The 17,007-nt window shown below is 60.0% G+C and carries 14 protein-coding genes and 1 pseudogene; all 15 read left to right on the top strand.

The features are described 5' to 3' along the window. Positions 1-123: 123 nt before the first annotated feature. The 15 genes and pseudogenes from BN1129_RS24580 (at position 124) to tssA (ending at position 16,991) form a co-directional block, all read left to right on the top strand. Positions 124-741, top strand: a complete 618-nt coding sequence (locus BN1129_RS24580) for an RHS repeat domain-containing protein (protein ID WP_479686007.1) — start codon at positions 124-126, stop codon at positions 739-741. Continuing rightward, positions 687-974, top strand: a pseudogene (locus tag BN1129_RS10375) (hypothetical protein); the annotation flags it as partial. The gene BN1129_RS24580 and the pseudogene BN1129_RS10375, both read left to right, overlap by 55 nt. Before the next feature lie 656 nt (positions 975-1,630). Beyond that, positions 1,631-2,134 (top strand): type VI secretion system contractile sheath small subunit, encoded by a 504-nt coding sequence (gene tssB, locus BN1129_RS10370; RefSeq protein WP_042036289.1) that lies wholly within the window; start codon positions 1,631-1,633, stop codon positions 2,132-2,134. 38 nt (positions 2,135-2,172) lie between these two features. Next, positions 2,173-3,651, top strand: a complete 1,479-nt coding sequence (gene tssC / locus BN1129_RS10365; RefSeq protein WP_042036288.1) for a type VI secretion system contractile sheath large subunit — start codon at positions 2,173-2,175, stop codon at positions 3,649-3,651. A gap of 6 nt (positions 3,652-3,657) precedes the next feature. Then, positions 3,658-4,089, top strand: coding sequence for a type VI secretion system baseplate subunit TssE (tssE, locus tag BN1129_RS10360; protein ID WP_042036286.1), 432 nt, complete (start codon positions 3,658-3,660; stop codon positions 4,087-4,089). A 3-nt stretch (positions 4,090-4,092) separates the two neighbouring features. Then, on the top strand, positions 4,093-5,859 hold the full coding sequence (gene tssF / locus BN1129_RS10355; RefSeq protein ID WP_042036284.1) for a type VI secretion system baseplate subunit TssF: 1,767 nt from the start codon (positions 4,093-4,095) through the stop codon (positions 5,857-5,859). Beyond that, positions 5,823-6,821 (top strand): type VI secretion system baseplate subunit TssG, encoded by a 999-nt coding sequence (gene tssG / locus BN1129_RS10350; RefSeq protein WP_042036282.1) that lies wholly within the window; start codon positions 5,823-5,825, stop codon positions 6,819-6,821. The genes tssF and tssG overlap by 37 nt, the downstream gene beginning before the upstream one ends. A 40-nt stretch (positions 6,822-6,861) precedes the next feature. Beyond that, positions 6,862-8,103, top strand: a complete 1,242-nt coding sequence (gene tagH, locus BN1129_RS10345; protein WP_042036281.1) for a type VI secretion system-associated FHA domain protein TagH — start codon at positions 6,862-6,864, stop codon at positions 8,101-8,103. Continuing rightward, complete coding sequence (gene tssJ, locus BN1129_RS10340; RefSeq protein WP_042036279.1) at positions 8,100-8,615, top strand: type VI secretion system lipoprotein TssJ; 516 nt, start codon at positions 8,100-8,102, stop codon at positions 8,613-8,615. Before tagH ends, tssJ begins: the two co-directional genes overlap by 4 nt. Positions 8,616-8,617: 2 nt before the next feature. Further along, positions 8,618-9,952 carry a type VI secretion system baseplate subunit TssK gene (gene tssK, locus BN1129_RS10335; protein WP_042036278.1) on the top strand — a complete coding sequence of 445 codons (1,335 nt, stop codon included), beginning with the start codon at positions 8,618-8,620 and terminating at the stop codon, positions 9,950-9,952. 22 nt (positions 9,953-9,974) lie between these two features. Next, the gene (gene icmH, locus BN1129_RS10330) at positions 9,975-10,754 is read left to right on the top strand and encodes a type IVB secretion system protein IcmH/DotU (protein WP_042036277.1); all 780 of its coding nucleotides are present in this window, start codon (positions 9,975-9,977) and stop codon (positions 10,752-10,754) included. A 21-nt stretch (positions 10,755-10,775) separates the two neighbouring features. After that, entirely contained in the window at positions 10,776-13,418 is a 2,643-nt protein-coding gene (tssH, locus tag BN1129_RS10325) for a type VI secretion system ATPase TssH (RefSeq protein ID WP_042036275.1), read from the top strand. A gap of 2 nt (positions 13,419-13,420) precedes the next feature. Next, positions 13,421-14,959 carry a sigma-54 interaction domain-containing protein gene (locus BN1129_RS10320; RefSeq protein ID WP_042036273.1) on the top strand — a complete coding sequence of 513 codons (1,539 nt, stop codon included), beginning with the start codon at positions 13,421-13,423 and terminating at the stop codon, positions 14,957-14,959. Beyond that, positions 14,959-15,564 carry a type VI secretion system-associated protein VasI gene (gene vasI, locus BN1129_RS10315; RefSeq protein WP_042036272.1) on the top strand — a complete coding sequence of 202 codons (606 nt, stop codon included), beginning with the start codon at positions 14,959-14,961 and terminating at the stop codon, positions 15,562-15,564. Before BN1129_RS10320 ends, vasI begins: the two co-directional genes overlap by 1 nt. Positions 15,565-15,572: 8 nt before the next feature. Beyond that, positions 15,573-16,991: a type VI secretion system protein TssA gene (gene tssA, locus BN1129_RS10310; protein WP_042036299.1), complete on the top strand. Its 1,419-nt coding sequence runs from the start codon at positions 15,573-15,575 to the stop codon at positions 16,989-16,991. Positions 16,992-17,007 lie beyond the last annotated feature (16 nt).

The raw sequence follows: 17,007 nt of genomic DNA, 5'->3' as shown, positions 1-17,007 counted from the left end.
CCAGAAATTTAATTGATTTAAAATCATCCATGTTTTACAAGATGGATATGTGAAAGGTCAGAAACATGCTATACCAAGACCTTGTTTCATTTACTTTTTCACCACAACAACGCCTACGTCAAGGTGACGGCCGAGTGGGACGAGCTGGGCCGCGAGAACCGCTACGAATATCACCCCGGCCTGCATCTGGTGAGCCGCCGCATCAACCCCGATGGCAGTGAGCTTAACTATCGCTACGACAATGCCAAGCTCTTCTTGAGTGAGATTGAGAACGAGCATGGCGAACAGCACCGCATTCACTATTTCCCCAATGGCTTGGTCGCGCGGGAAACCGGCTTTGATGGCCGCACCACCGCTTATCGCTACGACCTTAACGGCCACCTGAGCGAGAAGGTCGAGTTCGGCAAGCAGGAGACCGAGCTGGTCACCCGCTATGAGCGAGACCCCATGGGGCGGCTGCTGACAAAAACCTTGCCCGATGGCCGTGAAATCCAGTTCAGCTATGACCAGTACGGTCAGTTGATGCAGGTGGATGATGGCGCCTGGCCACTCACCTTTGAATACGATACCGCAGGCAATCTGCTGGCCGAGCATCAGGGCTGGGCTTCCAGCTATTTCAAGCATGATGCCATGGGGCGGCTGTCCCACTGGCAGCTGCCTGATGGCAACAAGCTGGCTTACCACTATATCGATTGGCTGCCAACGCCCATCATAGATCGGCCCAGTATCGCATGGGGGTGATGCGTGAGCAGGGATTGAGGGTACCGCGCAATAGACTGCATGCTTATGCATGGTGCCTGCTCGCTGCGACGGATGGTAATAATGATGCGACCAAGGCTCGTGATGAGCTGGAAAAAGGCATGGCAGAGAATGAAAAGAGTGCCGGTCAGAAGCTGTCCCGGCACAGGTTTTCTCAGCAGCAGAAGCAGGATTCAATAGGATGTACCATCATTTTTATTTATATCATTAAATGATTTTCTCCATGATTGATGTACTTGAGTTCATCAAAGTGGCTTTTTTATGATTCACTTTTTTATTCTTTAGCAGGGAGAGGGGTCATCTCAGTTATGGCTATTTCCTATCAATATCAGGATGTTTTTCTTTGTGCGCCAGTTATTGACGCTTGCAGTGTACCCACCTTGCTGCGCCAACACTTGTCGCATGCTGGTGCGAGTGAATAAATTTAGTCTCTTGCTCATTCATGGAACTTTATGTCATTTTTTCTTTTGCATATGGTGCATATATATTTTTTGTTTTTTACCACGGCTTTGATTTGCGATTAAGTGATTGTTTTTGTTAATTTTTTTTGTTTTAAGTTGTTGGGGTTTTCAATGTCTTGTTGACGCGAGTAAATATATAAATATACCATTTGTCGCAAATGGCTCTTCAACCAACATGACCTCTCACAAAGAGTGGAGGCATGAGTGGGTTGTGTGATTAACAAGGTTCATACTGTGTTTTTGATTATTAGAGTATCTGCTCTTTATTTATCAAAAACATATCAAGCGGCCAATGGATTTTCCTTTCGCTACCCAGCGATATCGTCAACTGTCATTTTTTACAGTTGTTGGTTAAGCCATCGGCTATAAGATTTTGGGTCTGAGTAGGTCCATAACTTGGTATTTAAAGCATGGGAAAGAGTATCGATGGCGCCACTGTTGCGCCCAAAGAGCGCGTCAATATTAAATATGTGCCAGCAACCACTGGGCAACAGGGGGAGGTTGAACTTCCGCTGACCATGATGGTGGTAGGCAATATGAAAGGACGTGCCGAAGAAACGCCTATCGAGGAGCGTCAGACCGTCTCCATCGACAAGAATAATTTTTCTTCCGTCATGAAAGAATCCGCACTGGAACTGAATTTTTACGTTCCCAATCGCCTGGAGGAGAACAGCCAAGAGGAGATGCCGGTTTCGATCAAGATCCAGTCTCTGGAAGACTTCACCCCTGACCGCGTGGCCCAGCAAGTACCCGAGCTGCGCAAGCTGCTGGAACTGCGCGAGGCGCTGGTTGCCCTGAAGGGACCATTGGGAAATATTCCCTCCTTCCGCAATCGTTTGCAGGATCTGCTGTCCAGTGATGAGGCTCGTGAGCAACTGCTCAAGGAGCTGGATTTGATTAAACCTGCCGAGTGATCGGCTGGTTGGATTGATTGACGAGAAAGGAATAAAACATGTCTTTGGTCGAAGAACAGGTTCAAGCGGGGGCGAGTGCCGCTCCCTCGTCCTTGCTGGACGAAATCATGGCGCAGGCCCGCATCACTCCGGTTGATGAAGGCTACAGTGTTGCCAAGCAAGGCGTTGCCGCCTTGATCGCTAACATCCTTGATAACGGAACCACCAGCGATCCGGTCAACAGGGCGCTGGTAGACAGCATGATTGTCGAGCTCGACAAGAAGCTCAGCAAGCAGATGGACGTTATCCTGCATGCCAAAGAGCTGCAGGAGATGGAGTCTTCCTGGCGTTCACTCAAGTTGCTGGTGGATCGCACCGATTTTCGTGAAAACATCAAGATCCAGGTGTTGCATGCGACCAAGGAGGAGCTGCTGGAGGATTTCGAGTTTTCTCCTGAAATCACCCAGTCTGGTCTCTACAAGCATGTTTATTCCAGCGGTTATGGCCAGTTTGGCGGTCAGCCCGTCGGTGCCGTGATAGGTGATTATGCTTTCACCCACAGCTCACCCGATATCAAGCTGATGCAGTATGTCAGTGCCGTCGGTGCCATGGCCCATGCCCCCTTTATTTCCTCGGTTGCCCCCGCCTTTTTCGGCGTCGACAACTTCACCGATCTGTCCTCTATCAAGGATCTCAAATCGGTCTTCGAAGGCCCGTCCTACAGCAAGTGGCGCGTACTGCGAGAGTCGGAGGATGCCCGCTATCTGGGCCTGACAGCGCCGCGTTTCCTGGCCCGTCTGCCGTACGATCCGACCGAGAACCCCATCAAGGGCTTCAACTATCAAGAAGATATCAGCTCGGATCACGACCACTACCTGTGGGGCAATACCGCCTACCTGATGGGCACCTCCCTGACCGACAGCTTCGCCAAATACCGCTGGTGCCCGAACATCATAGGCCCGCAGAGCGGTGGCGCCGTCCACGATCTGCCGGTACATGTGTATGAGGCCATGGGTCAGCTGCAAGCCAAGATCCCGACCGAGGTCCTCATCACCGACCGTCGCGAATACGAACTGTCCGAAGAGGGGTTCATCACCCTGACCATGCGCAAAGACAGTGACAATGCGGCCTTCTTCTCTGCCAACTCGGTGCAAAAACCCAAGGTGTTCCCGAACACCAAGGAAGGCCGGGAAGCGGAGACCAACTACAAGCTGGGCACCCAGCTGCCCTACATGTTCATCATCAATCGCCTGGCACACTACATCAAGGTGTTGCAGCGCGAGCAGATCGGCTCCTGGAAGGAGCGTCAGGATCTGGAGCGTGAACTGAATGGCTGGATCAAGCAGTTCGTTGCCGATCAAGAGAACCCGCCGGCAGACGTGCGTAGCCGTCGCCCTCTGCGTGCCGCTCAGATCAAGGTGCTGGACGTGGAAGGGGAGCCGGGTTGGTACCAGGTTGCCATGGCCGTGCGTCCGCACTTCAAGTACATGGGGGCCAGCTTCGAGCTGTCTCTGGTAGGTCGACTGGACAAGGAATAATGCCCGATGCCGTATCTCTCTTCCTGGGATAGAGGAAATGCGGCCAGTCTGTTTGATCGTATCCGGGGGGAGGGGCTTGGCTCTTCCCCCCATTCGGAAGTTGAGGAATTGGTTGATTCTGTCAAGCGGCAGCTCGAGCAGATCCTCAATACCCGTCCCGGTAATTGCCGCAGTGCGCCTGAGCTGGGTGTCATCGATTTCAATGATGCCACCCAGGGCAGTGCGGACATCAAGGGGCGGATCCGTGAGGCGATCCGGCAATGCATCCGTCGTTATGAACCTCGGATCATTCATGTGGATGTCTGTTCACCCGACCATCAGGCTAGCCCGCTTGAGATGTCATTTCAGGTGACCGCCCACGTGAGGCTGGAGCATATCGAGCAGGTTACCTCGTTCAACGTCCATATGGACAGTCACCGTCACTACCGCATGGTCTGATCAATGTCGCTGGAACATTACTTCAGGGATGAGTTGGCATTTTTGCGCCTGCAAGGGCGCGAATTTGCCGATGCCTATCCCGAACTCACCCGTTTTCTGTCGGAGCAGAATACCGACCCGGATGTGGAACGCCTGCTGGAAGGTTTTGCGTTTCTCACGGGCAACCTGCGCGCCAAGATCGAGGATGAGTTCCCCGAGCTGACCCATGGTCTGCTCAATATGCTCTGGCCCAACTATCTGCGTCCCGTACCCAGTATGACCATCATGCAGTTTTCGGTCATTCCGGGGGCCATCGCCCAACCGGCGCTGGTCAGGCAGGGTTGCCAGCTCGACAGCCTGCCCATCGATGAGGTGACCTGTCATTTTCAGACCTGTCACGATACCTGGGTCTATCCGGCAGATATCCATCATATTTCGGCGCAAAGTGGCAACGATCTCTCCACCATCTCGCTGGATATCGCCCTGCATGCTCCCTTGCCATTGAGCGAACTGCAGCTGGACAAGCTGCGCTTTTTCCTCGGTGGCGACAGTTATACCGCCTATGAGCTTTACTTCTGGCTCTCCAACCAGCTCTCCCACATAGAGCTGGAGATCGATGGCAAGCGCTTTCGCCAGGAGGCCAAAGCGTTGAAGTCGGTCGGCTTCGAGCGCGACGATGCACTCTTGCCTTACCCGAACAACGTCTATTCCGGCTACCGGATCCTGCAGGAATACTTCTGCTTTCCGGAGAGCTTCCTCTTCTTCGAACTCTCGGGTGGCGAGTGGCCCCAACAGCCGCTGCCGGTGAGCGAGTTCAAGATCCACTTCTGCTTCGATCGGCCCCTGCCGGCGGAGCTCAAGATCCGCCCTGACTCTTTCATGCTCAACTGCGTGCCGGCCATCAACCTGTTTCAGCACGACAGTGAGCCGGTCAATCTCAACGGACGTCAGGCGGAGTATCCCCTCAAGGCGAGCTATCGCCATGCCGACAGTTTCGAGATCTTCTCGGTGGATCAGGTTGAAGGGTGGGTCGAGGGCAATCTGGGCCGCTCCCGCGGTACGCCGCGTATCTATCAGCCGTTCGAAAGTTTTCAGCACCAGATTGAACGTGCCAAGCACAGGCTGGCGCTCTATTACCGGGTGCGGGTCAGGGAGTCGGTCAGCGGCGATGGTTTCGAGCACAGCCTTTCGTTCGTGCGGGGTGATGAAACCACCACCATCGATCTGGATGAATCCATTTCTGTCACGCTCACCTGCACCAATCGCTCCCGCGCCGCTCGTCTCAAGGTCGGCAGCATCTGCGTGCCGACCGGCAGCTCGCCCTCGTTTGCCACCTTTCGCAACCTGATCAGGCCGACCCGGCCGCTGCGCCCGGCACTCGATGGCAGCCTGCACTGGACCCTCATTTCCAACCTGTCGCTTAACTATGTCTCCCTGCTGCGCCGGGATGCCCTGGTGCAGGTGCTGCGTACCTATGACTTTCCTGCGTTGTATGACAAGCAGGCGGAGCAGGCGTCACGCAAGCGGCTGGCGGGGATCGAGGAGATTGAAACCACCCCGGTCGACCGTCTGGTGCGGGGCATGCCGGTGCGTGGACTCAAGTCGGTGCTCTCCATTCGCCAGTCCGCTTTTGGCAGCGAAGGGGAGCTCTACCTGTTCAGCACAGTACTGGCGCACTTCTTCTCGCTGTACGCCAGCGTCAACGCCTTCCACCTGCTTGAGGTGGTCAATCTCGACAACAAGGAGCGCTATCAATGGCCAGTCCAGATCGGTCAGCACTCCCTGATGTGACGTCCACCAGGGACGCGCCTCGCTTCAACTTCTTCCAGCTGGTTGAGCTGCTCAACCGGCTGGACGGTGCCGATCAGGAGCGCGGCCTTGACCATCTGCCGAGTGACGAGAACATCCGCTTCAAGGCGACCGCCTCTCTGGGCTTTCCCACCAGCGACGTGTTGCAGATAGGTAGAGATGGCAAGGGGCGCCACGAGCTGGAGGTAGCCTTCCTCGGCCTGCATGGCAGCCAGTCTCCCATGCCGGGCTATTACCTCGACTCACTGGCGTGGGAGTACGCCCAGGGGGAGCAGAAGCTGGGTCTGTTTCTGGACTTCTTTCATCACCGCCTGCTGACCCTGCTGCACCGGATCTGGCGCAAGTATCGCTATCACGTGCGCTTTCAGGACAACGGCGAAGATGGATTTTCCCGCCTGATGTTTGCCCTGGTGGGGTTGGGTAACGAGGCGGTCTGCCAGAGCCTGCCAGTCAACCGCGCCAAGATGCTCTCTTACGCGGGCATGCTGGCCAGCCCCAGTCGCTCCCCCGAGGTGGTAGCCGGTCTGGTGGCACACTGTTTCGATCTGGCGGATGTGGAGGTGAGTGCCTGGCAGTGGCGCAAGGTGCCCATCCAGCAAGATCAGCAAAACCGGCTGGGCGGTGCTTGCGCCACCCTGGGGAGCGACTTTGTCATCGGCGACAAGGTGAACGACTGCGCCGGCAAGTTTTTATTGAAGATCAACAACCTGAGTTTTGGCCAGTTTCTCGGGTTTCTCCCGAACGGGGAGCACTTTCACGCCCTGGTGACCTTTGTCTCCTTCATCCTGCGCGACCAATTGGCCTGGGATCTGCGACTCGGTTTCGGCCAGGAGCAGGCCCGGGGGTTGCGATTAGGGGAGGAACAGAGTGCGCGCCTGGGCTGGAGTACCTTTCTCGGCCAACCGCCGAGTGACCCGTTCGTGACTATCTGTGTACAGGAATAAGCGCAGGAAATTCAGTGTCGGAATCAGTGCAGGAGTGAATGTGGACGACTTTAACCAGCAACTTTCCCTGGTGGTGCTCAACAGCGAGCAGCTCGACGGCAGCCAGCAGGTGCAGTATCGCTTCGACGAAATGGGGGGCACCCTGGGCGCCTCCGAGCAGGACGACTGGCAACTGAAAGACAGGTTGGGGGCCGTCATGTCGGCTCACGCCAGAGTCGAGCTTAACGACGGTCGCTTCTGCCTGTGTGATCTGAGCGGTCAGACCTATATCAACGGTGCGACCTCGCCCATAGGACGGGCCCGCAAGGTGCATCTCGAACAGGGTGACGAGCTGATCGTCGGCCCGTTCCGGATGCGGGCTTATCTGGGGGCCATCTCCCCCGAGCAGAGCCTGCAACAGGTGCTGGGCAACCGCCCCTCCGAGCAGCTCGATGAGTGGTTGACCAGCGATGAGCACGGCGCTCGGACCATGGCCGATCCGCTCACCCTCGCCGTCGATCCCTTGCTGGCGTTGCAGCAGGAGCGCGCGGCACCGTCCCCGTTGGCGGACGCCCGCCTGCAGGCACCACTACGTTCACAACCGGATATGGACGCCGTATCCCTTGCCCCTTTTTCTGCTGTCGAGAACACCATGAACCAAGAATTTCTGGATATGCCCACCATAGAGAATCACCCCGACTACCACCCTTCGCTGGATGGGGTGGATCACGTGGCACTGACCCCTTTGATGCGCGGCCTGGGTCAATCCCTGCAGCTGCAAGATACCCAGCAGGCTCACGACATGCTCGAAGAGATGGGCAAAACGGTGCGTGCCATGGTGGAGGGGCTGCTGCAGTTGCAAACCGATCAGGCGGCGCTGGCGGATCGGCACCTGCGCCCCATCGAGGACAACCCGCTGCGCCTCGGGCTCGACTATGACGAGACCCTGGCGGTGATGTTCGCCGAGCAGAAGAGCCCGGTTCATCTGACAGCGCCGGCGGCGGTGGCCGAGAGCCTGCGCAATGTGCGCATTCATCACGTCGCAAACCAGCAGGCCATAGGCGCGGCCCTTGACAGCATATTACAGGCGTTTTCACCAGAGGCGCTGCTCGGGCGGTTCGAACACTACCGCCGTACCGGTGCTCCTGGTGTGGCCGATGAAGGCTGGGCCTGGAACATGTATCAGCACTACTACCGTGAGTTGACCTCTGCCCGTCAGCAGGGGTTCGACAAGCTGTTCCATCAGGTCTATGCCCAGGCATATGACCAGGCCGTGCGTCAGCAACAGGGACTGATTGGATGATACGTGCGCTGATGCTGGGGGCCTGTCTGCTGGCCCTGGCCGGGTGTACCACCATGGGCAAGATGGCCGACGTGGCCATGGATCCGGATATCCAGGTGGGCAGCAATGGTGACCAGCCCTCTACCCTGGGGCTGAGCCTGCTGGCGGAGCCCGACGTCAACCCCAACGAGAGCGGGGAGGCGGCGCCCATCGAGTTTCAGGTTGTGGTGCTGGCGGAAGATTCCAAGCTGCTCGCCACCGACTATGACCAGGTGACGGCGGATGTAGAGAAGGCCCTTGGCAAAAACTACCTGGATCATCAGGACTACACCCTGCTGCCCGGCCAGTTCAAATACCTGCCCCCCGTCAAGCTTGACGAAAAGACCCGTTACATCGGCGTGATTGCACGCTACGCCGATCCGGACAGCGCCGAGTGGCGCAAGGTCATCAAGGTCAAGAGCAAGGGAACGGCCTATCACATCCTGGTGCACCTGCGCCTGGATGAAGTGGAACTACAAAAAGAAGAAGAATAACCATGTCGAGTCGAAATCGGGTTATCTGGCGTGAAGGGCTCTTTATCAAGCCCCAGCACTTCCAGCAACAACAAAGACATTCAGAATATGCGCTGCACGCTCGCCTGAGCGCGCTGTCTGACTATTTCTACGGGCTGCAGTCACTCGCCATCAACGAGGATTATCTCGGTTTTGGCCGCATCGCCCTGGTGGGCGCCACGGGCATACTGCCGGACGGTACCGTCTTCAACATCCCGAACGACGATATGCTGCCGACGCCGCTGGAGATCACCGACGCCTCGGTGGCCAACCAGAAGGTCTATCTGGCGCTGCCGCTTTCGGTGAGCGGGGTCAACGAGGTCAATCAGGGCGGCCAGGTGGCCACCCGCTTGCAGGCCCATCGCCACGATGTGCGCGACCTGCACAGCGAGGGGGGGGATGTGGTTTCTCTGGAAGTGGGGCGCGTCAGCATGCGGCTGATGCTGGAGCGGGAAGATCGCAGCGCCTATGCCTCGCTCGCCATCGCCCGCATTCTGGACAAGCGGCCCGACGGCGGTTTGGTGCTGGATCCCAACTTCATGCCCTGCAGCATCAGCGTCTCCGCCATCCCGACCCTCAAACGCTTCCTCGGCGAGTCGGCGGGCCTCGTGGCCGAGCGGGCCCGCAGCCTCTCCCAGCGTATCGCTGCCCCCGGCCAGCAGGGGGTCGCCGATGTGGCCGAGTTCATGATGTTGCAGCTGCTCAACCGCGCTCAGCCCCAGCTCTCTCATCTGTCACGCCTTGGCACCTTGCATCCCGAGCGGTTGCACGAGGCGCTGGTACAGATCTGTGGCGAGTTGATGACCTTTACCGATGAATCCCGTCTGCCGCCCGAGTTTGCGGCCTACCGTCACGACGATCAGCAGGTGAGCTTCGAACCTGTGATGCTGGCCCTGCGCCAGGCCCTCAGTACCGTGCTGTCGCCGCGCGCCGTCTCTATCCAGCTGCGCAAGCACCAGTACGGCGTCATGGTGGCCATGGTCAACGAGAGCGAGCTGATGCAAAGCGCCGACTTCGTGCTGGCGGTGCGTGCCCGCATGCCGCAGGAGCAGTTGCGCAAGCAGCTGTTGCAGCAGACCAAGGTGGCGTCGAGCGACAAGATCCGCGAGCTCATCAGTCTGCAGTTGCCCGGTATCCCGCTGCTGCCGCTGCCGGTGGCACCGCGCCAGTTGCCCTATCACGCCGGTTACAGCTACTTCCAGCTCGACAGGCAGAGTCCTGCCTGGCAGATGCTGGCGGTCAGTAACACGCTCGCCTTCCACATTGCCGGTGATTTCCCCGAGCTCGACATGCAGCTCTGGGCTATTCGCAGCCAGTGATCGCATCAAGGAATAAGCAGAGATGACCACGGACATTATCAAGAACGAGCAACTCAGCGATCTGCTGTTCGATCATGCCGAGCAGCTGGACATGGATTCGGACTACTGGTTCCGCCTGCGGGGCCAGAGCATCAACCCCATGATAGATGCGGTGACCCCCTTGCTGGGGCTGGTGCAGCGGGTACGCCTGCTGTCGCGTTACGACAGGGTGCCCGATCTCTATCAGCGGGTGGTGACCGAGATCCAGACCATCGAACAGGAGCTGATGGCCCAGGGTTACGAGAACGGCGTCGTCCTCTCGTTTCGCTACATCCTCTGCACCTTCATTGACGAGGCCGTGATGGGCCGCGACTGGGGCAGCCAGAGCGAATGGTCTGAGCACTCATTACTGACGCGCTTTCACAACGAGACCTGGGGCGGCGAGAAGGTATTCGTGCTGCTCACCCGTCTGCAGGAAGATCCGATGCGTTACCGCGACATCCTGGAGTTCATCTACCTGTGTCTGTGCCTCGGTTTCGAGGGGCGCTACAAGGTGATGAGCCAGGGCCGCGACGAGTTCGAGCGTATCGTCAAACAGCTGCACAAGCTGCTTGCCCCCGAGGCCAGCGGTGAGGCCCCCAGCGTGTTCCACCTCGACCTCGGCCAGCAGGCGTCCCGCTACCAGCTGCGCAAGCAGATTTCCCTGCGCAGCCTGTTTATGGGCGGGGCCCTGATCCTGGCCATCATCTTTGGTCTTTATCACCACCAACTCAATAACCAGACCCAGGACGTACTGCGTCAACTGGGCGAATTATTAAAATAATTATTCTGAGGAGAGCATGCTTTGATTCGTATAGAGCTACCGGTACTGGTGGAAAGACTCAACCCCATCTGCCGTCACATGTTGGAGGAGGCCGCTGCCCTCTGCGTCAACCATCAGGGGGCCGAGATCCGCATCGAGCACCTGCTGCTGAAGATGCTGGATACCCCGCTCAGCGATGTGCGCCAGATCCTCAAACGGGCCGAGGTGGAGGTCGAAGAACTCAGAACCCTGCTGCAGCCCTCGGCCGCCGATCACGGCTATGGTCAGGGTTATCCCTCCTTCTCGCCGCTCTTGGTGGAGTGGCTGCAAGACAGCTGGCTGCTGGCCTCCGCCGAGTTGCAACACGCCCAGCTTCGCAGCGGCGTCATGCTGCTGGTGCTGTTGATGACCCCGCAGCGCTACCTGCCGGGGTCGGTGACCCGGCTCTTGGCCAACGTCAATCGCGAGCTGCTGCGCCAGCAGTTCGATGAGTGGGTGAAAGAGTCTGCCGAAACGCAAGTGACCGTCTCCGCCAGCGGCGCTGCTACCCAGGCTGCCCTGCCAGCCGATGCCAGCCTGCTGGCTCGCTTCACCGTCAACGTCACCGAACAGGCCCGCCAGGGTAGTCTGGATCCCGTGCTCTGCCGGGATCACGAGATCGATCTGATGATCGACATCCTCTCCCGTCGTCGCAAAAACAACCCCATCGTTGTGGGGGAGGCGGGCGTCGGTAAAAGTGCCCTTATCGAGGGGCTGGCCCTGCGCATCGTCGCGGGTCAGGTGCCGGAAAAATTGCGCGATGTGGAGCTGATGACGCTGGATCTTGGCGCCATGCAGGCGGGCGCCTCGGTCAAGGGGGAGTTCGAGAAGCGCTTCAAGGGGGTGATGCAGGAGGTCAAGGATGCGGTGCGTCCTGTCATCCTCTTTATCGATGAGGCCCACACCCTGATCGGGGCGGGCAATCAGGCCGGCGGGCTGGATGTCTCCAACCTTATCAAGCCAGCGCTGGCCCGGGGTGAGCTGCGCACCATCGCCGCCACCACCTGGGGCGAGTACAAGAAATACGTGGAAAAAGATGCCGCCCTGTCGCGCCGCTTCCAGCTGGTGAAAGTGGGTGAGCCCAATGCCGAGGAGGCTACCGTGATCCTGCGCGGCCTGCGCAGCATCTACGAGAAGGCCCATGGGGTGCTGATCGATGAGGAGGCGCTGCAAGCCGCCGCCCAGCTCTCTGCCCGTTACATCTCCGGTCGTCAGCTGCCGGACAAGGCGATCGACGTGCTCGATACCGCCTGTGCCCGGGTGGCTATCAACCTGACCACGCCGCCGCGCGCCGTCAGCCACCTGCAAAACGCGTTGCGCCAGCGTGAGCTGGAGATCCGCCAGCTGGAGCGCCAGAGCCTGATAGGTCTGGGTGACAACGATGAGCGGCTCGCCGAACTGCAAACCGCCCAGCAGACCTGCCGTGACACCCTGCGTGAGCAGGAGGCCCAGTGGCAACAGCAGCAGGGGCTGGTGCATCAGATTGTCGAGCTGCGTGCCGCGCTGCTGGCCGATCAGCAGGATGAGCTGTTGACCAGAGAGGCGCTGGATCTCGCCGATGTCCCGCTGGATCCACAAGCCGCCGCTGACCAGTTGGCGGCCCTCGAGCGCGAGCTGACCGCCTTGCAGCAGGGCGAGGTGTTGGTCTCCGCCCATGTCGACAAGACCCAGGTGGCGGCCGTGATCGCCGAATGGACAGGGGTGCCGCTCAACCGCATCTCGCAAGGGGAGCTTGACGTGGTGACCCGGTTGCCCGAGTACCTCGGGGATCTCATTAAAGGGCAGGATGTGGCGGTGGCGCATCTGCACAAGCACTTGTTGACCGCCCGCGCCGATTTGCGCCGTCCGGGTCGTCCGCTGGGCGCTTTCCTGCTGGTGGGGCCAAGCGGGGTCGGCAAGACCGAAACTGTGTTGCAGATTGCCGAGCTGATGTTTGGTGGTCGCCAGTACCTGACCACCATCAACATGTCCGAGTATCAGGAGAAGCACACAGTCTCCCGTCTTATCGGTTCGCCTCCCGGCTATGTCGGTTTTGGCGAGGGGGGCGTGCTGACCGAGGCCATTCGTCAGAAACCCTATTCGGTGGTGCTGCTGGACGAGGTGGAGAAGGCCCATCCGGATGTGCTCAATCTCTTCTATCAGGCGTTCGACAAGGGCGAGCTGGCCGACGGGGAAGGGCGCATCATCGACTGCAAGAACGTGGTCTTCTTCCTCACCTCCAACCTCGGCTTCCAGACCATAGTCGATTACGCCGAGCAGCCCGACGCGCTGCTGGATGCGCTCTATCCGGAGCTGGCTGCCTTCTTCAAACCTGCCCTGCTGGCACGGATGGAGGTGATCCCCTACCTGCCGCTGGGCCACGATACTCTGGTGCAGATTGTGGGTGGCAAGCTCAACCGGCTGGTCAAGCTGCTCAAGGAACGTTTCGGTGCCGAGGTGGTGCTGGAGGAGGAGGTTGCCGAGGAGATACTGCGCCGTGCCAATCGCAGCGAGAACGGCGCCCGCATGCTGGAGTCTGTCATCGACGGTGCCCTGCTGCCGCCAGTCTCCCTGCAACTGTTGCAGCGTCTCTCGGCCGGTGAGCCTATCAAGCGGGTGCGTTTCTCTGTGAGCGAGCGCCAGTTCGTCGCCGAGGTGGAGGGCTGAGCATGGAACAAGCCCTCGCATTTGCCCTCGCCTTGACACAGCAGCGCGATGAGCAGCACCTGTGTCACTGGTGGACCTCGACCCTCAATGCCAGCTTTCAGCCCAGGGGTATCCTGCTTGGCATGCTGGATGTGAGCGGTCGCCAGCTCGAATGCACCGGCTGGGTCAAGGGGCAAGCGGTGGCGTTGGCGCTGGCGGTGGATGATTTTTCCCACCCGCTTGCCTATGTGTTGCACAAGGCCCAGTCCCGAACCTGGGACTCCTTGCACGGCGGAGCCCGCATCGAGCACGCCGCGTTTCGCTCCCTGCTGGCCAACCTGGGTCAGCAGTGTGGCCTGCACGCCTTTCCCCTCAGTGATGGCAACGGCAAGCCGTTTGCCGTGCTGGCTATGATGGACGGCGGTGATGTGCTGCAGGAGTGGGCAGGTCGCCCTGAACTGGCCCAGCTGTCACAGGTGTTTTGCAACCAGCTCACCCTCATTCGCGAGCTGGGACGCAGTCGCCGGGATCAGGGAGTACTGCGTGACTCTCTGCGCCAGATGAAGGGAGAGGGGGAGCGTCAGCGTCAGCATGAGAAGCTGCTCGGCGATCAGCTTATCGGCCAGTCGGCGGTGATCCGCGGATTGCGCGAGCAGATCGCCCAAGCGGGCCAGCACAAGCTGAGCGTGCTCATTCAGGGGGAGACGGGCAGCGGCAAGGAGGTGGTTGCCCGGTTGGTGCACCAGTGCTCCGATCGCGCAGCCAAGCCGTTTGTGGCCATCAACTGCGCCGCCATCCCCGAAAACCTCATCGAGAGCGAGCTGTTCGGTTATCAGAAGGGGGCCTTCTCCGGTGCCCTTGCCAACAAGACCGGGCTGGTGGCCCAGGCCAACGGTGGCACCCTGTTTCTGGACGAGGTGGGCGACATGCCCGCCGCCATGCAGGCCAAGTTGCTGCGAGTGCTCGAAACCCGCAGTTACCGGCCACTGGGGTCTGAGCAGGAGTGTTACTCCGATTTTCGCCTCATCGCCGCGACCCATCAGCCGCTCACTCGCCATGTGGAGGAGGGGCAGTTCCGGGGCGATCTCTACCACCGCCTCTGCCAGTGTCTGCTGCTCATCGCCCCCCTGCGGGAGCACATGGATGACATCCCCCTGTTGTGCCAGCACTTCATGGCCCAGTTTTCCACCCAGGATGGCAAGACTCTGGCGGGGTTGCAGCGCAAGTTTTTGACGCAGCTGCAAAGTTACGATTTCCCCGGCAACGTGCGCGAGCTGCGCAATCTGTTAGAGGTCGCCTGTGCCCACACCCGTCACGGGGACGAGGTGGGGCTCAGCGCCTTGCCGCCGGAGCTGCGGGATCGGGTTTGTGCCGAGCTGCCCGATGCGCTGGATGATTACAACCATATCCGCGATTTGCGCCGGGCCATGCAGCAGTACGAGGCCTCCGTCATCGAGGCGCGCCTGCGCTACTTCCAGGGCAACCGCATGCTGGTGGCCGAGAGCCTCAATATTCCCAAGCGCACTCTGGATCACAAGTGCCAGAAACTGGAGGTGAACTGATGAACATCCCCGGCTTGTTGCCGCTGTTGCTGGCCACCAGCAGCGCCGTGGCCCCGCTGGACATGGCGTCTTGGCAGGCGTGCCGCCGCGAGCCATCGCCGCTGATCCGGCTCGCCTGTTATGACGCCCTTGGCAATGGTGTGACACAGACGAGCGAGGGGGGCGCCCCCAAGTCTGCCGCCTGGCAGGCCATCTGGGCACAGGAGCAGGCTCGCACGCCGGACAGCCCTCCTTTCCTGCTACAGCAGGATGAGGGGCGTGGCAGCGCAACGCTCACCCGTCCCGCGTTGCGCGGGGCGACCCTGGCCATAGGGTGTGTCGATAGCATCACCCATATCCGGCTGCGGCTCGATTCCCCCTGGGTGGGGGAGACGGTGCAGGTTGAGCTGGACGGCCAGCCAAGCAGCAGTGACCAGAGCTGGTTTATCCGGGATCAGGGTATGTTGCTCGAATATGGCCGCGGCCTGCCCGCCATTGAGGAGCTCAAGCGCTGGATTGGCCATCGAGAGCTGCAGGTACGGGCCGACAACGGCGCCTTGCTGCGGGTCGATCTCAGTGGTCTGAAAGAGGCACTGCTCCCCGTGCGTCAGCAGTGTCGCTGGTAGGGGGCGCCATGAGCTATCAACACCCCTGGTGTGCCCGTTTGCTCACCAGTTTGCCGGATGAGCAAATCAGAGGCGCCGTGCTGGCCGACGAGCCGCGCTGGGATTATGTGGAGACCGAGCTGGTCAAGCTGGGATCCCTGGCCCACAGCCAGGTTGATCTCAATGCGGTGGCCGAAGCCTGTCTGGGTTTGCTGGAGAGCCGCACCAAGGACATGCGGGTGCTGGCCCAGCTGCTGCGCTGCCTGCAACATCCGGCCAAGGCGACCCCTCTGGGAGCCGCGCTCAGTTTGCTGGAAGCCTGGGTCAAGGCTTATTGGCTGCTGGCCTGGCCCGGTAATGTCAGCCAGAAACAGCGCTTGATGGTGCAGATCGTCAAGCGCTTCGAGGGGGCTCTGCCGCGGGTGAGTGAAAGTGCCTCGGCGGCCGAGCTGGTCCAGCTGCTGGCCCAGACCGAGCAGCTGGAGGCCTGTTGGCTGGCCCAGTGCCCGGACAAGGGCGAGCTGCTCGAACCCTTGTTGATGGGGTTGAAGCGGGCCCAGCGCCAGCAGGTGGCGCAAGCTCAGGCCGATGCCAAGCCCGAGAGCGGCGCGCCCGTGGCCACGGCGGCCAGCATGGCGGGATCCATGCTGCTCAGCGGCAGCGCCAAGGGCTCGGGCATCGAGATCGACAGCTCCAATGACAGGGCCTGGCGACAGACCCAGCTCAAGGTGGCCGAGCTGCTCATCGAGCGCCAGCCGGAGGCGGCGGTGGGCTATCGCCTGCGCCGTCACGCCATCTGGGCCGGGATCACCACCCCGCCCATGAGCGCCGGGGGCCATAAAACCCAGTTGGCCCCCATGTCGACGGACATGGTGGATGAGTACCGCACCGCAATGGGGGCGCCGGATCTGGCGCTCTGGCAGCGGATCGAACAGAGCCTGACCCTGGCGCCCTACTGGTTCGAGGGACATAGCCTCTCGGCCGAGGTGGCCCAGAAGCTGGGATTTGGCGCCGTGGCCCAGGCCATCGCGCAGGAGCTGGACGGCTTCTTGCAGCGGCTGCCGACCTTGCGGGATCTCACCTTCAGCGATGGCAGCCCGTTTCTGCCTCCCGAGTGCAGCCGCTGGTTGCAGCCCGCCAAGCTGGGCGGAGGGGGAGGCGACGGGGAGTCCAGCCTGGCTGAAGAGGTGGCCTTGCGTCATGGGGAGCTGGGGGTGGCTGCGGCCCTCACCCTGCTGGATGAAAGGATGGCGCAGTTGAAAGAGCCAAGAGCCCGCTTCCATGCCCAGTTGGTGCAGGCGGAGCTGTTGGCGCAAGAAGGCATGGAGGCGCTCGCGCGCCAGCACTATCAACACTTGTGGCAAGAGGCGAGTCGCCTGGGGTTGTCTCACTGGGAGCCCGGGCTGGTCAGTCGCCTGGAAAGCCATGCGGCCCCATTGTCGAAATAAGTGCCGAAATGAGTCA

The sequence above is a fragment of the Aeromonas popoffii genome (assembly GCF_000820025.1).
In the GTDB taxonomy this organism is placed as follows: Bacteria; Pseudomonadota; Gammaproteobacteria; order Enterobacterales; family Aeromonadaceae; genus Aeromonas; species Aeromonas popoffii.
Note: the sequence above shows the minus strand (reverse complement) of the source record. Positions and strands in the feature narration are given on the sequence as shown.

Coding starts and splice junctions, on each gene's coding strand:
- tssB (WP_042036289.1), top strand. CDS start 1,631: ATGGGAAAGAGTATCGATGGCGCCACTGTTGCGCCCAAAGAGCGCGTC.
- tssC (WP_042036288.1), top strand. CDS start 2,173: ATGTCTTTGGTCGAAGAACAGGTTCAAGCGGGGGCGAGTGCCGCTCCC.
- tssE (WP_042036286.1), top strand. CDS start 3,658: ATGCCGTATCTCTCTTCCTGGGATAGAGGAAATGCGGCCAGTCTGTTT.
- tssF (WP_042036284.1), top strand. CDS start 4,093: ATGTCGCTGGAACATTACTTCAGGGATGAGTTGGCATTTTTGCGCCTG.
- tssG (WP_042036282.1), top strand. CDS start 5,823: ATGGCCAGTCCAGATCGGTCAGCACTCCCTGATGTGACGTCCACCAGG.
- tssJ (WP_042036279.1), top strand. CDS start 8,100: ATGATACGTGCGCTGATGCTGGGGGCCTGTCTGCTGGCCCTGGCCGGG.
- tssK (WP_042036278.1), top strand. CDS start 8,618: ATGTCGAGTCGAAATCGGGTTATCTGGCGTGAAGGGCTCTTTATCAAG.
- icmH (WP_042036277.1), top strand. CDS start 9,975: ATGACCACGGACATTATCAAGAACGAGCAACTCAGCGATCTGCTGTTC.
- BN1129_RS10320 (WP_042036273.1), top strand. CDS start 13,421: ATGGAACAAGCCCTCGCATTTGCCCTCGCCTTGACACAGCAGCGCGAT.
- vasI (WP_042036272.1), top strand. CDS start 14,959: ATGAACATCCCCGGCTTGTTGCCGCTGTTGCTGGCCACCAGCAGCGCC.
- tssA (WP_042036299.1), top strand. CDS start 15,573: ATGAGCTATCAACACCCCTGGTGTGCCCGTTTGCTCACCAGTTTGCCG.